This window comes from Shewanella sp. TB7-MNA-CIBAN-0143 (genome assembly GCF_040310065.1).
Lineage (GTDB): Bacteria > Pseudomonadota > Gammaproteobacteria > Enterobacterales > Shewanellaceae > Shewanella.
Genome location: NZ_JBEOPL010000024.1, coordinates 66,783 through 82,905 on the forward strand (window position 1 = coordinate 66,783; position 16,123 = coordinate 82,905).

Genomic DNA, 16,123 nt, shown 5'->3' on the forward strand with positions numbered 1-16,123 from the left:
AGGCTACCTAAAAAATACAGCGTTAATATGCGAGTTTCAGAGCGGTTATTGCGGCAAAATGTCTTGGTACACAACCCTATGCTCTATTTCGCGAACGATATCAGAACGCCAAAATTTTGCACAAGTATTCATCAATAAATCTCATTAGCAGCTATAACATTTTAATCTATTGATATATCCAAATAGTACACAAGGAGAGCGAAAACGACCGTGTTGTTATACATTACATTTACAGGTTATTGATTTAGGTCACAGCAAATAGAATAATTGTAGCCTCAATATTTAATAACCTTTAAATACAATTATTTATTAAAACACAGGCCGAAGAGAATCCCCTCTATTTAGGATAAAAACAAGTATGAGTGAATTGCCCTGCTATCAATGACATTTAGTACGCCAAGTTCACACTGACTGACTATTTACTAAAAGTTTACATTCACAAAAGTAACCAATAAAAATACCCCATCACATTGATTAAATTAAAAAATATATCTTAATAACTTTATTGAAACAGAGAGTTCTACAGTAATAACACCATAAGTACTGATGCATACCTTGACGCCCTTAGCTCAAATGAGAATAATTATCAAAATCAATACCAAAAATATGTTTTGACCATTATGTTTACCTCCAGCTCATTGAAGTTAGCACCAAGTAACCAAGACACTATTTTTGGAATCGTAAATTCAGCCCTTTCTCCCCCCGCCAAAAAACACTCCATATTGCGCCATCGATAAAACGCTTAAACATCGCACTTGTTTACACCAAAGCATCTTTGATTGCTGACGATCGAGATTACTGAAGATCGGGATTACTGAAGATCGGGGGAATAGTCTTTAACACGTTTACAGCCAACTTATCACTTTAAAACAGACCAAACGAAACATAGGGAATATGCATGTTAACTGAAAAGTCCAGATTCACTTTGACCACCATTGCTGTGGCCATTGCAGCCAGTTTTGCTAGCTCGGCAGCATTTGCTGACGACAAAAGTCAGACTGAAGCCAAACCTGAAGTCATTGTGGTGACGGGGAGCTTATTAGGCAATTCTGAAGTTGCAGATTTAAAAACGTATACCGGTAACCGCTCAATTATTACCTCTGATCAAATAGAGCGCACTGCAGCGAGGTCAATTGACACCGCATTACAGCAAGTCCCTGGCATTAAAATTAAAGATGAAACCGGAACAGGGGTTTTACCTAATATATCAGTACGAGGCCTAGACAGCAGCCGCAGTGGCTACGCCCAGCTCTTACTCGATGGAATCCCAATGACACTTGCGCCATATGGGCACACCGGCCAGTCATTATTCCCTGCCACCTTATTCATGATAGATAGAATTGATGTAGCACGCGGCGGAGCATCGATTCAGTACGGTCCTAACAACGTTGGCGGCGTGATTAACCTCATTTCAAAGTCAATCCCAACCGACTGGGAAACTAGCGTTAATGAACGCATGACCTTCTTTGGTGACAGTAATACCTTATTTGATACCAACATCAGCACTGGCGGCGCAGTAAATGAAGATTTTTCGATGCGTTTTGATGGCAACATCACCAAAGGGGAATCGTTTCGTGAACACTCCGAAACCGACATTAAAAACCTAATGTTAAAGACCCTATGGAATATCGATGGGCAAAACAGCTTAGATGCCACGCTGCAATATTACGATGCTTTTTCTGAGTTACCAGGTGCCTTAAATACCCCCGCATATGAAGCTGATCGAGAGCAATCTCTACGCCCTAATGATGAATTTAATGCCAATACTAAACGAGTGTCATTGAAATACAGCCATGTTCTCGATGACTCGAAAGTTATCGATTATGGTGAGATTGATCTCAGAGTATTTGGTAATAAAAGTTCACGTAATTTTCAGTGGGATTTTTATGACTCAAGCAAAGACACCGACGGTAATTTAGGTACTAGCTGGAGTGATACCACCCAGGATGCTACTCATCTGCGTAACTCTCCACGCGACTTTACCGTGTTTGGCATTGAGCCAACGGCAAGCCTGCTTATTGATGGTGATATTAGTCAGCACATTATCGCCGGCGCTCGTTATATTAATGAAGACATTAGCTACCAACTAAACCACATAGAAAAATCGACTCAAACAGCAACTCGTCCGCGTGACTGGCAAATGGATACCAATGCCATGGCCTATTATGTGAGTAATAAAGTGGGATTCTTTGACGACACACTTTCGGTTACCCCTGGCATAAGATATGAAGATGTGCGCATGACCTTCACCAATGTTGGCCAAGATTATAGCCAAGATAATCACGTAACCGAGTGGCTTCCTGGCATCACCTTGGGTTATGAGTTCAGTTCAAATTGGTTTGCGTATACTAATGCTCAACGCTCATTGAGAACCCCGCAGATTTCGCAATTATGGCCTAAAGATCAAACTCTAGAATCAGAGCTATCTTGGAACTATGAAGCAGGCGTACGCTTTACCCCAACAGAACGCAGTAATTTAAGTATTGCCGCTTACCGTATCGATTTTGAAAATAAAATCGAGTACGACGGTGACGTTAGTCTGTTCGTCAATATTGGCCAAACTCGTAATCAAGGTATTGAGCTAGAAGGCACTTACTCACCGATGTCGCTACCAGATCTGGTTCTAACGGGTGCCTACAACTATTTAGATACTGAACAACTTGATGGAGAATTTGCCGGTAACGAATTGGCTTATGTGTCTAAACATCAACTTTCTGCCAGCGCTTTATACAGTATTAAGGATGTCGATTTAGGATTAATGGCATTTTATTACAGCAAATCATTTGCCGACCTGGCTAACACAGTTGAAGAGAATGTATCTGGTACATCGGGTGAAGTGCCAGCGTACACCGTGGTTAACTTCAATATTGGGACTGAGTTTTTCAAACAAGATAATCACGGCCTAAAAGTGGGATTATCCGTCAATAATCTATTTGATAACGAATACTACTTTAGAGGCTTAGATGTGTCTCCTGCAGGACGAGTGCCTGCATCAGGACGATCACTGAGCTTAGATGTCGGTTACACCTTCTAATAGACAACGTTGCTAAGATGAGTATTGTTATCTCGACTAGCATATTCATCGCATACAAAACTGTTATATAAATAAAGCCTTAACACAAATGTTGAGGCTTTATTTTATTGATGATCGTATTGATGGTCGTATTGATGGTCTTAATGGTTATCGAAACGAGGACATCCAGCTCTTTCATCAATGATAAATAGAAACGGAATTGCCGCCGAGCAGATTTAGATGGCCACTACAGCCACTTTAAGATTAGCAACACACATGCATGCAGCCAATCTAAATAACACCGCCCAATAAACGTTAAACAATCAAATCCTTCATCAACTCTTCCAGCACATCAGCCTGACGGCTCAAACTCTCGATTTCCTTTGCCGTCATATTCACTAGCTCCATCACTCGAATAGAGCTACTTCTAACAGAATCGACATCATTGGCAATATTATCAGCCACAGCCCCTTGTTCCTCGGCAGCCGCTGCAATTTCCAAGCTTCTGTCCGAAATATGCTGGTTTTGCTCTGCGATTTCATTAATATTTTGACTTGCACTTGTCATTAGCTGTTCACTTGATTCAGCTTCTTTTACCGTTTTAGCCATTACGTTCATCACACCACGACTATTGGTCTGCAGCGTTTCAATAATTTTTTGAATTTCAACCGTAGCAGCTTGAGTTCTACCCGCTAAGGTTCTTACTTCATCTGCAACCACTGAGAATCCACGCCCCTGCTCACCGGCTCTTGCCGCTTCAATCGCGGCATTAAGGGCGAGCAAGTTGGTTTGATCAGAGATGGCATTAATTGTTGCTATTACCTCACCAATTTCAGTCGCGCTAGAATCAAGTTCTGCAACAGCAACTGAGGTACCACGTACTTCCCCTGCTAATTGATTAATCTCAACCAAGGTTTTTTTAATCTGAGCTTGGCCTTGTGTGGTTTTCTCAGTGGCGCGCGATATTTGTGTAGATGATTCTTGCGCGTGGCTAGCCACTTCTCGAATCGATACCGCCATCTCTTCCGTTGCGCTCGCTAACGAATCAATACGGTCTTGCTGCACGCTGGCTAACTGAGTATTTTCATCACTACGAACACGTAACTGAGCACTAATTTGTTGGATCAAAGCAACCGCTTCCTGGGTGGTTTTCACCAACAGATGTTCACGTTCTGTGACCCTATCAACGGTTCTTGCAATCAAATTAAATTCATTACGAGCAGGTGTGTAACCAATGCGAGACGCAAGGTCACCCTCGGCTAACCTTCTCAATGCTCCATAAATATCGAATAGACTGCCACCGATGAAGGTATTTACATAATAAGAGCAAACAAACATCAACAATAAACTCAAGCTAATGGCAGTGATGTGCCATAAACCTAACCCAGTCAGAAAACTAGTGTCATCAACATAACTCAATGAATAGTCCAGCCCTGAAACCTGTGCGGATATATCTGTATTACGGCCAATATTAATCGCTGTATTTTGCAGTAAGGGCGCCAAATCAGATGCAGATAGCTGAGTCGCCGATGCCAATTTGGCAATCACATCCACTTGTTTTTGTGCTTCTACTGTTCTTTGTGAAGATGCCGCATCGACGAAACAAACGCCCATGACAACAACGGCAAGCACAGCCGTAAAAAAAAGAACAAGAAAATTTTCATGTAATTTTACGTTAATTAAATACTTATCTATCCAACGAAATGCAACTTGTTTCACGATGATATCTCCAATAAAAATGATCAGTGATTACCGAGAGTGGCGCATCACCTATCTTATTCAGCAGGTAATATTGATATAAGAGAACACGTCATTCGGTCAATTATCAGAAATAATATATGACTGTCGTTAGCAGGTATTTCTAAATGACAAAACTGGCATCTAGATCACGCAAAAAACGGAAAAAAAGACACTTAATGCAACTGAAAAATCACACATTGATAACCTTGCTCAAAAAATCGGCTGAAGTTGTCGTATGACGACCGTTGTTGGTTAAGGAGTAAATGTAGATGTAGATGTAGATAAATACCGACATAGCTAAACACAAAATAACAATCACCTAGCCAACTTGTGCATACTTATTATCAGTAAGCATTTAACTCGTTCATGTATTTCATCGGTGATATTTTCATTACTTTTTTAAACATGGTAATAAATGCGCTTACCGACTCATAGCCTAATAACTCAGACACCTGTTGCACACTCTGTTTATCTGAAAGCGCTTGTAGTGAAATAATGATATGCAGTTGAGTGCGCCATTTGCCAAATGTCATCCCGGTTTCTTTTGTGATAAGTCGCGCCAATGTACGCTCTGTTAAAGCAAATTGTTTGGCCCATTGCGGCAGTGTTTTTCTATCGTTAGGCTGATTTATCAATTGCTGGCTCATCGCTTGAATCACCACATTTTTAGACAGAACAAAGTCTAAATGTTGAATAGGCATCTCAATGAGTTGCTCAAATAGTACCTGTGCAAGTCGTGCGGTTTTACTGTCTACACGATAATGCTGATCGCTACCAGCAAGCGCGCACATCAACTCTTTAACTAAAGGCGTAATAGCCAATGTACAGGTATTTTGCGGCATTCCTTGCATGCTGCCATCAATAAATACATGACAGAGCTCAGCATTATCTGAGGCGCGATTACTGTGAACTTTATTTGCAGGGATCCAGATAGCGCTATGAGTTGGCACCATCCACATTTTTGCCGATACCTCACAGGTAACATAACCATGCAAAGCTAAAATTAACTGGCCTTTAGGGTGAGTGTGTAAAGGGATCTCATGGCTGGCACAGGCGTGCTCTATCTTGGCAATAATGGGTTGCGGCATATATTCAAAATTCTTTATTTCATCCCAGCCAATTGCTTCAAACATAATTTTGTCAGTTTTTCGTTATTTAATGTCACTATCTCTAAATTATATCGTTCGACAAATCTTTATACTAGCAACCATTATTAAGTGAAATCTAAAGCAGCTAATGACGTTACAAACTGACAATACTAAACCACAGTCTCGATTCTCTGGCGCATTACTCGTAATAGGAATTTTGCTTATTGCAGCTAATTTACGCGCGCCTTTTACCGGCATTGCTCCTGTGCTGGAGCAAATTATTAGTCACTTTGGCCTAAGCGGATCTCAAGCTGGATTTTTAACCACTCTGCCACTAATTGCCTTTGCGATTGTTTCACCTATGGCGGCTTTTTTTGCCCGAAAACAAGGATTAGAACATGCCTTGTTTGCCGCGCTAATACTGATATTGCTCGGTATTGGAGCTCGATTTGTCGACTCATCAGCCATGTTACTCATTGGTACTGCCATTATTGGCGTCGGTATCGCAATTGCAAACGTGTTACTACCCAGTCTGATAAAACGAGATTTTGCCACTAAAATTGCGCTCATGACCTCAGCCTACGTGCTCACGATGGGAGTGGTATCAGGTGGGTTTTCGGCTCTGGTATTTCCGCTTAGTCAACTCAATGGCTTAGGCTGGCAACTGGCACTGGGCTCGGCAGCCATCATCACAGTTGCCAGCTTAATTGTGTGGAGCGCTCAGCTGGGTAAACACACGAAACCAACTTATTCTGCACATCAATCGGCACCCTCGAAAAGTGTATGGCGCTATCTACTAGCCTGGCAAATTAGCTTGTTATTAGGCCTAAACTCATTTCTGAATTACATCATCATTACGTGGTTACCAAGCATATTGACCGACACCGGCCACTCGGCCGTTGAAGCGGGGGCGTATCATGGTGCCTTTCAAATTGCGACAGCACTTCCTGGCTTAATATTAATTCCGTTACTGGCTAAATTAAAAGATCAAAGCGCGCTAAGTTTTATTTTGGCACTACTCAGTGCAGGCAGTGCACTTGGGCTGCTTTACATGCCTCACTTTGCTTTTGTATGGACACTAATGCTGGGGTTTTGCTCTGGGGCCTGTTTTATTTTGGGACTATCGTTTATTAGTTTACGCACCGATGATCCGCACCAAGCCGCATCGCTTTCTGGTATGTCACAAAGTGTGGGCTATTTACTGGCAGCCGTTGGGCCTATGGTGGCGGGCGCGTTGCACACTTCAACAGGCAGTTGGGATGCGCCATTATGGTTATGTGCGATTGCTGGTGTGCTGTGTGCACTATGTGGTTTAGGTGGCGGCAGAAACACCACATTACATAAGTCGGTTAACTAGAAATACACGGCTTGATTACTGAGTTATACACTTAATATCACTATCCCGATCAAGCAAACTTCATTGGAGAAAAACGATATTGAGCAACATCAGGTCAAGCCGAAAATGTTGTAGGTCACTTCAAAAATAAATCATTGAGATAAACGAGTTGCGGTCACGACAGAGTATCTACCGCACCGGACGCTTACACCCAATAAACAGGATAGTGACGCTTGGGGTCTGTGGAAAGGTTATTGACCACTAACGCGACGATCAGGAGTAATACCGTACCTAAAAAAACTGGCATTAAGGCATAAAGAAAGCCTAGCTGATGCACGTTTTCACCACCAATAACAGCAATCAATGCTGTGGCACCGCCGGGCGGATGAAGGGTTCTGGTAAAGTACATTAACGCAATAGATAGTGATACAGCCAAAGCGCAGGCAAGCACGATATAATCAGTAAAGACTTGATAAACTGCAACACCAATTAACGCTGATATTACGCTGCCACCTATTAAATTACGGGGCTGAGAAAACTCCGCTAAGGGGGCACCGTAAACCAACACTGCTGACGCACCAAAAGACCCTATTACAAACATGCTCCCCATAGGATTCGCGGCCGTATAAAACGCTAAGCCTGCAACTAAATATATACCACAAAATGCGCCAATCCATGACCAAATAATTTTCTTAAGCGGTTGCCTGGGAGGACAAATATCCTTTGATCGCATGCGAGTAAAATAGAATCTCATTATGTTAATCCGAGTGAAATAGAGTGATGCGTTATTAGTGTGTGATCTGCGGAATACGGTTGCGAGCAGCAAATTAGCGCTAAAGAAACACAATTGCAATTACACCTAACCAAAATCCTCTTGGAAATAAGGTAATGCTACTTTAGTGATCTCGTGATGATCTAATGATGTGAATATTAATGAGATAAAGACGGTTTTTTGGTTCTAGTGACTAAAAAACAAATAAGAGAGCCTAATGTGACCAATGCTACGCCCTGCCAAAATGACCCCGTGAGCGAAATCGACAAATAAACAGAAGCAAACATGGTCGAAAACACTGGGGTAAAATATGACAAGGTGCCTAACAATATAATATTTCCACCAATAATGGCTTGGTTCCACAAAGCATAACCGGTGCCGATTACCATACCAGCAAGTAATAGTGTAAAAGTTGATGGTAAGGTGAAGTGTAAACTGGGTTCATTACTTAAAAAATATTGTATCCATAACGTTGTCGCTGTCGCACTAAAAAACAGTGTAATGGCATTTTTTCCGTTACTGATTTTTTGAGTGACTACGCAATAAATCGCCCAAATAAATGCCGCTGAAAAGGCCATAGAATAGGTTAATGGGTTGTCCGAAATATTACTTAACAACAGACTAAGTGAAATACCCTGGTCGCCAGCAATACACCAAGCAACACCTGTAAATGCCAACAAAATACTCGGGTAAACCAAAACATTCACTTTGTTACGACTAATAATAACGCTTAACAATATCGTCAGCGCAGGCCATAAGTAGTTAATAATCGACATTTCCATTGCTTGAAGTCGGCTATTGGCCATGCCTAAAGATAATGCGAGGCAGATTTCATAAGTGACAAATAACCCGCCGCCGATAAATAAATATCGTTTAGGGTAATCTTTTATTTTGGGTATTCCCATAACCGACATTAGAAATAACGCACTGACGGTATACATCATTGCAGCACCAGCAATGGGACTAAATAATTCGGATAAATCGCGGATTAATGCCGTGACGGTACTCCACAGCAAAATGGCAATAACGCCATAAAACGTATACTTTGTCGCTGGAAGCAAAGTCTGACATAGGCAGCTTCCAGCTTTCAATAACTTACCGAAAAGATGTAACCATACTCTGACATAAAATGTACCCATAGTCTGACAAATCGGAACTGCACCTAGATACTATAATTATGAATTGTCATTTTATTACAACTGAAAGCGTATCTCTTAGTAACTCACTTTTGGACGTGCGACGAGAAGTCGTATAAAGCGCTGTTCAACGCTTTGAGTGAACCATCTGTATCACCAGATGACCCTAGGACTCTGAATAAAGTCGCGAGTCTGTGTAATGGTCTAATGAAACTGTAGAGATTTATAGCTTAAAATAAGCAAAATCTTAAAGGTATTTATCATGATTAGAAAAACGAAAATCACTGTCAGCCCTCTTCAAAAATTAGAATATGCCAAGCTGATGGTCGAACAGGGTTACACGAACAAGCAAATTGAAGATATGTCAGGTGCGGGTAAATCTGCTGTGTCTCGATGGAAAGTGCAGTACCAAGCTGAATTAGCCGGTAAAACCCCAGAAAATGCCAAAGCATTAACTGAAGACCAACGAAGAATTCAACTCCTAGAAGCCCAACTAAAACAAGCAATGAGGGATAATGATATCTTAAAAAAGGCTGCAGCTTTCTTCATTCGAGACAATCAAAACTTAAAATGATGCGCGAAGTAAAGAAAGCAAACCCAGGCTTTAGAATGAGTGAGTTGTGCCGCGTATTCGAGATCAATTGCAGTAGTTTTTATTACAAACCGATACCACAAAGCGTTGAAAAACAGACTCTGATACAATTTGTAGAGCAAGCCTTCTCTGATTCAAATGCGACGTATGGCAAACGTCGAATACAGGCAGACTTATTAGATTTAGAGTGTAAAGTCGGGGTTTACGCCATTGCTACAGTAATGAAAAATTTGGGATTAAAAGCGATTAGGCCAAAGAAAAAGCATTACTATCCTAACACTGGTGACGAACATGTTTACGCACCCAATTTGCTTAAACGGCAGTTTAACCCTACGACTTATAACACTCATTGGGTGGGTGACATTACCTACATAAAATCACACCAAGGATGGAGTTATTTAGCCTGCGTACTTGATTTAGGAACGAAAGAAATCGTTGGGTATGCCTTATCAAGCCAACCCAATGCCGCGTTAGCGACAGCGGCATTAAATAACGCGATACAACGTCAGAGGCCAAATACACAGGAGTTGATGTTTCACTCAGACCAGGGTTGCCAGTACTCTGCTAACGTGTTCAGAGAAAAGCTAAAGCACTTAGGCATTGAACAAAGTATGAGTCGTAGAGGAAATTGTTGGGATAATGCCGTGATGGAAAGATTCTTTAGGAGTTTAAAGACTGAAAGATTGAACCATTTAGCCTTTATCAATCACAGTTCTGTAGTCAGTGTGGTTGAACAATATATCCAGTTCTACAATTACAAACGCAGACATTCAGCAATAGATTATAAGACGCCACATCAAAAATATAATGAGTTAAAAAAAGCGGCTTAAAATCTCTCCAGAAATACTTGACCATTACAATATTCTATATTAACAAATCAGATGATTACTTTGGCCGCTTACTTTTTGTCTCGAACTTTTAATAGTAATTTATCTAGAGTCTTATTAACTTCCAACTCATCTCTAACATCTAAAGTAGGTAAAATTGCTTTCATCAAACACAAAACATTTTCAGGCCAAGAGTAATCTTTCACTGAAAGAGCTTTGTTTATGCTAGCAAAGTGATGTTCAGGTTTTTTTAGTAAATGTCTTTGTTGCCCCCAAAAAGCTAACCAGTTAACTTTTAATGACTCAAAAGCCAGCCTAGATATTAAATTCGATTGCTTTATATCAACACTCATTTGAATGGCGACTAGAGTACGGTGAAGTACTCCAACAATTACATTTATAGGAGTTCTAAATTGCTGGTATCGAAACCTCATCAATAATTTAGCGTTATGAGATAATGCATTATTTGTATCTATATCATTACCTTCCAATATACTAATTAATTCTGTCCTAATAACTACTTCTGGTTCTATTGAAATATACTCAACTAGTTTATCGACTTCATCCCACTTATTTTGTAGAGCACAACTGATAACAAAGCTAAGTAAGTATTGCTCTACTATAGCGCTAAGGTGTTCAAAATTGGCTTTGGTTGCTTTTGGTAGTGTTTGATATGTGAAATTAATATCTATTGATTTATTTCTATCGCTTGCATTAGCTAAAACATCACTTAAATGTGGCACGAAGCTTTTCAAAGCGTTAACTAATAACTCTCCATTTGGTTTTATGATTGCCGTATCAAGTCTTGAAGAGCTTAAAAAAAACTCTCCTTCTACAATTGGTCCATTAACCAAACTTACTAAAAGCTTTGAAGATATACCTACATCTAATGAGCAAAAACTCTCTATCGAAGCTAACATGTACCAAGCCATTTCGATAGGTGTTAACCTTTGCTTGTCTATATCTATACTAGGGTCAGGGTTACTTACGATTCCTGGAAACATACTGACCTCTTCACCGTTAGGTACAAATTGCTTTTCTTTAGTTGCTTCTTGTTGAAGCCATAACAAAATGTGACGAGATGTTGCGTGGCAGTGAGCCGCTTGTAACGAGCTTTTAGGGTCTATTTCTTTAAGTTCAAACAGCACCTCTGCAAGATCTTGAATGCACTCTTTTCTATTGCCACTATGCCAACTCGCTAAGGCTGCATCAGCTTTCAAACCTACTTGCATAGGTTTATTTTCTAGAAACTCCCTTCCTCTGTTAGCGGAAGCGCCAAGTAAATAATACTTTCTTGCTAATGAGTAACTACTCTCATTTTCTGCACAAATAGCTGCATCCCGATAAAAAAATATTTTATCGACATTATTAAGTGGGGCATTCGAGTCTATCAGTTGATTTGAAAGAGAAAGACTTTTACCATATTCTTTTGCCCTAAATAGGACTTTTGCTTTTGCTCTTATTAAGCAAAAATTTGAATCTCCATACTTCGCCAAACCAGAATCAATGACCTCAAGAGCTTTCTCTTTTTGCCCTCCTGATTCATCCCAAATAATAGCGGCAAATTGTACGCAAACTGACGCTAGCTCCTCATACCCCCACTTATTTGCAAAAAGCTCTAGTTCAGAGAATATAGCTGAATGCTTTTCGCAATCAATAGTTTCTCTTTTATACTCATGTAACCATGCCCCCCTCACAAAAGCATCTACCCCAAAATCAATTTGATCTATAGTTTGGAACAGCTCTTTTCTAGTATCTGAGTCCAATGTATCAACAAATTCAAATAATGGAGTTAATGCTTCTATCGTTTCAATTTGATAGATTTGATTAACAATCAATAAGCTTACAGCTGATACACCATCAACTTCAGTCGGTATTTCTTTATGAGGTATTGAAGTAGGAAGTAATTCTGCTTTATTTTTAAATAGAGCATTAAGCTTCATGACTATTGAACTCCAGTTCGGTAAATTTCCAAATTTAGGCTGGGACAATAAAAGCTTTGTGTAGATCATTATACGTACTAATACCGAGCTGCCAGTCTCTTGAGCATCAGAGTTATCTGCTTCGATTTCAAAACGGTTAAACGTTTCTAAGTAACTCTCTTTTTTATCTTCAAAACACGTTAAAAGTATTAGTTGAGCCCCTCTCAACATAATATTTACATTCGAGTCATGTATATAAATTGAATTGTCTGTAGTAAAAAAAGTAAACATCATTAAATGTGGGGCGATAATTTGAAGTTCACTAAGTTCAGTTGTAAGAATTGGATAACATAGAAGTGCAAGTGCTTCAGTATTTTTTCCTGCAAATGCAGCTACGAATGCAGTATTCATTGTAATTGGATCTATTACTTTTGTACGGAGGATTGAGTCCGCAATTTCACTTTGAACTTGTTGTTGTTGTTGTCTGGTTAGTGTTGCAACAGCAAAATTTGATAACAGAGGAGATAAAGAAAAGCGATCTATTTCATGCTGATCTATCCAAGACCCTATGAGTTGGTCAAAGCTAATTCCTGCGTCAGCTATTTTAGGGGATAATAATGCTAAATCAAGAACCAGATGCCTGTTAAACCTACCTGTAATTAGAGATACTCGCTCGACAAGTTCCCTTGCACTAGCGGGTAGTTCACGAAGTAACCGTTCCCTTGTTTTCTTCTTAACTTTTTCTACCGTTTCATTTTTTTGTCGTAAAGAGTTTAAGGTTCGAAATTCTTCAATACTCCATTTGCTTCTTTTCATACTTTGAATCATTGCGATTACTAATTGAGGGTGTCCTCCACCTGATGACATATATATATAGCGAGCCCAATAATCTTCTGTCACGCCAAGAGCCTTTAAAATTTCTTTAATATCTTCTTCAGTAAAATCATCTACTTTTTGTTCAATATCCTGGGGAAGATTAGCTGAGAATATAAAGTCTTCATCAATCGATTTTGAAGATGTGAAAATCAGGAAGGTGTTAGCATTTTGACAGGAGCTTTGAAGGCTAATTAACTTCTCGTAGACTATCGAATCACATGCACAGTCGAGGTCATCTATTAGAATGCCACTTATTTCATGGCTGTACAGATTAATTAAAGGGCTAGCTAGTACTTGGCAAACTTCTTGTGAATTTAACCCTCTTAAATTGACTCCAAACCAATTTCCACCTATAAGCTTTGCAGCCATTTTGGCCGAAACTGTTTTTCCAACGCCAGCAGAGCCGTATAACCATGCTATGCCATATTTATTAAGGGAATTGGTAATTCCGTCAATTAAACTATTTCTTGATGCGATTGCTGTAGGTAGCGGAACACCTTGGATTGCACTGAAATTAGATATACGTGATACAACTAAATCTGAATTCCCTAATAGAGAAGATGGTATAAATTGAGACATCAAATTTTTTGAAATCGAACGAGTCAATTCTTCCACATTTATTGGGGTAGCCGAAGCGATTAATTTATTTTTAGAGCTGGTGCTTTTTTCACTTCCGTAATAATCATAATCTGTTAGGTTTATTTCAGGGATTAAATACTCCTTAAATAAGGATATACAAGTACAATTAACACCAACGAAATTATCTTCGCTTACAGACTTTACTATTGAAGTTAGAAAGGCTTCGCTTGAATCATTATCATGAATAAATACGCCACTACCCGACAAACCCTGTAAGACCTCAGCCCCTGCTTCGCCTTGAAAATCAGTATAGTCTTTCTCTGGTATCTCGATATGAATATCTTCGCCCGCAGTTCCGTTTTTAAAACAAGGCTTTACGGAGTAGATCTTGCCGCTTTGAACCTTACCTCTGCCTCTAAATATAAATTCCAATGCTGGCTCATCAGTATCACTAGTAAAAAGAATTTCTGGAAAGTCATCGCTATTTACACCAACTTCAATAGCAACGATGTCATGAGCCTTATATATTTCGAAATCGCCTAGTTCTTTAATAAACGTTAAATTCCCAAATTTTTCAGACTCATAAGTTAATGTAGAACTAAGGTCATCACTATATTGCTCACACATTTCCCCAAAAGGGACATGAGCAGAAGTTAATACATAAAATGCATTTTTAACCCTAACGAGTACAGCACTTCCCAGATAGTGGGATTCATTAGAAATTTGAACAGCCGCGTGGGGCAGAAATGTTAGGTGATTCATGACAGTTCAATCTCATTTTGTTCAATGTAATTTATCTTGTATAAAAGGCGCTCTTCGGAACTTAATAAAGGGCCGTTTCTTGTTTCAATAGATGAAATAGAGTGATTAAAGTAAAAATTAATTTCATCATTACCATTTCTATCAACCAAAGTTGCTAACTTGGCAATAGTTTCAACACTAGGGTGCTTACTCCTTGCTTTACCACCGTTTGTACTAATAATAAAGTTATTACAACTAATCATGTTTAGTAGCTGTTTTGAGATGCTTTTTGCACTGCCATGGTGCGACAACTTAATAAAGTCAAATGCTGCTTTTTGTTTAGAGTTAAAACCTTCCTTTAATAGATAATCTGAAATAACTTCAGGATGTGAATCCGCTAGAAAAAGTACTTTTTTATCTCTAAAATTGAGAATGAAAGCAATAGAGCTAGCATTAGCAATATCATCAGATTTTTTAGGGAATGAATCTGGTTTTTTTGCCCACTCAAGAATTGGCTTAGTGACTGAGTTTAGGGATATGCTTATTCCCTTAGTATTCTTTTTTACTGTAGCTAAATGGTCATTATATTTCTCGTAATAGCTATCTAGCTCAGTTTGAGTTGGAGAGATAATATCTAGCGATAGGTTATTAGAGACCTCAATAGTCCGTCCTTGAATTAGACCTTCAAATGGTAGTTTTTTCTCTTGTAGCAAATTAACTAAATCTTTTGCTTGTCGTATAGATATTACGCCATTATTTCTGGGAGTCGGTATAGATTCAGGGGAGTTTACGTATATTCTATCTAAGGCAAATTTTTCAGGATAGTCATGAATTAATGGAAAAGCGCCATTGATGTGATCCTCATCGGAGTGCGTCAGAATAATGAAGTAGGCTGAATTGATTTTCTTCTTTATGTGATGCAGGTAGGTTAATTTGAACCCGCAATCAACTAGAAACTTTATACCACTGTCATGCTCTTCAATAAGAAAAGCATCCCCATATCGTGCTTCAAAACTAGTTATTGTCAATCCCATCTTTACCTATTCAATCCTTTAGTTAGTATTAAACTGCTCAGGTCGCTTTTTGAGCCTTAGATCATTTAAGTATTGGAATGTTGCTAATTATTGACATCGATGTTTCAGTGCAACCCACATTAATCCTAGCTTAAGTCAACATCATAATTAGAAATGTTTTTACTTATCATCCGCTTCAAGTGAAATCCATTCAATCCATTTTTTAGTACTAATAGTATCAAATATTTTCGTCCCATACCCAATAGATAAAACATCATCAGGTAAGGATGTAGTGGCCAACAGAATTTGGCCACGGCGTTAGAGACTAAAATCTATAATATTGCATATGCTAGCTTATGCCATAAAGGACTACTAAAATACACACCGACAGTTAGTTGAGTTTCTCCACTGCCGGTGTTTTTCAAGGTAGTTGGCACTCTTTACTTAAATTTTAAGCTGCATTTCTTGTTTCTGTTTCAGACTTCTTA

General features: G+C 39.3%; 9 protein-coding genes. 3 read left to right on the plus strand and 6 right to left on the minus strand.

Annotated elements, in window-relative coordinates:
* The first annotated feature begins 898 nt into the window (after positions 1-898).
* Positions 899-3,034: a TonB-dependent receptor family protein gene (locus AAEY97_RS17815; RefSeq protein WP_351000493.1), complete on the plus strand. Its 2,136-nt coding sequence runs from the start codon at positions 899-901 to the stop codon at positions 3,032-3,034.
* A 294-nt stretch (positions 3,035-3,328) separates the two neighbouring features.
* Here the strand turns inward: AAEY97_RS17815 and AAEY97_RS17820 are convergent, their stop codons facing one another.
* Together AAEY97_RS17820 and AAEY97_RS17825 are read right to left on the minus strand one after the other, a co-directional pair.
* Positions 3,329-4,732 (minus strand): methyl-accepting chemotaxis protein, encoded by a 1,404-nt coding sequence (locus tag AAEY97_RS17820; RefSeq protein ID WP_351000496.1) that lies wholly within the window; start codon positions 4,730-4,732, stop codon positions 3,329-3,331.
* 365 nt (positions 4,733-5,097) lie between these two features.
* Complete coding sequence (locus AAEY97_RS17825; protein WP_350978372.1) at positions 5,098-5,886, minus strand: AraC family transcriptional regulator; 789 nt, start codon at positions 5,884-5,886, stop codon at positions 5,098-5,100.
* A 103-nt stretch (positions 5,887-5,989) separates the two neighbouring features.
* Between AAEY97_RS17825 and AAEY97_RS17830 the strand changes: the two genes are divergently transcribed.
* Positions 5,990-7,198 (plus strand): MFS transporter, encoded by a 1,209-nt coding sequence (locus tag AAEY97_RS17830; protein ID WP_182744062.1) that lies wholly within the window; start codon positions 5,990-5,992, stop codon positions 7,196-7,198.
* Between the two features lie 184 nt (positions 7,199-7,382).
* Here the strand turns inward: AAEY97_RS17830 and AAEY97_RS17835 are convergent, their stop codons facing one another.
* Together AAEY97_RS17835 and yddG are read right to left on the minus strand one after the other, a co-directional pair.
* The gene (locus AAEY97_RS17835) at positions 7,383-7,931 is read right to left on the minus strand and encodes an HPP family protein (RefSeq protein ID WP_101088546.1); all 549 of its coding nucleotides are present in this window, start codon (positions 7,929-7,931) and stop codon (positions 7,383-7,385) included.
* 176 nt (positions 7,932-8,107) lie between these two features.
* Positions 8,108-9,010 carry an aromatic amino acid DMT transporter YddG gene (gene yddG / locus AAEY97_RS17840; RefSeq protein ID WP_351000500.1) on the minus strand — a complete coding sequence of 301 codons (903 nt, stop codon included), beginning with the start codon at positions 9,008-9,010 and terminating at the stop codon, positions 8,108-8,110.
* Between the two features lie 337 nt (positions 9,011-9,347).
* Here yddG and AAEY97_RS17845 point away from each other — a divergent pair.
* Positions 9,348-10,507, plus strand: a protein-coding gene (locus tag AAEY97_RS17845; protein ID WP_502959473.1) for an IS3 family transposase whose coding sequence is annotated in 2 segments (ribosomal slippage) — positions 9,348-9,621 and positions 9,621-10,507 — 1,161 coding nt in all. Because the reading frame shifts where the segments join, the coding sequence is not laid out codon by codon here.
* 68 nt (positions 10,508-10,575) lie between these two features.
* Here AAEY97_RS17845 and AAEY97_RS17850 read toward each other — a convergent pair.
* Both AAEY97_RS17850 and AAEY97_RS17855 read right to left on the minus strand, forming a co-directional pair.
* On the minus strand, positions 10,576-14,643 hold the full coding sequence (locus AAEY97_RS17850; protein ID WP_351000506.1) for a hypothetical protein: 4,068 nt from the start codon (positions 14,641-14,643) through the stop codon (positions 10,576-10,578).
* Entirely contained in the window at positions 14,640-15,656 is a 1,017-nt protein-coding gene (locus AAEY97_RS17855; RefSeq protein ID WP_351000508.1) for a ComEC/Rec2 family competence protein, read from the minus strand. Before AAEY97_RS17855 ends, AAEY97_RS17850 begins: the two co-directional genes overlap by 4 nt.
* Positions 15,657-16,123: the final 467 nt, after the last annotated feature.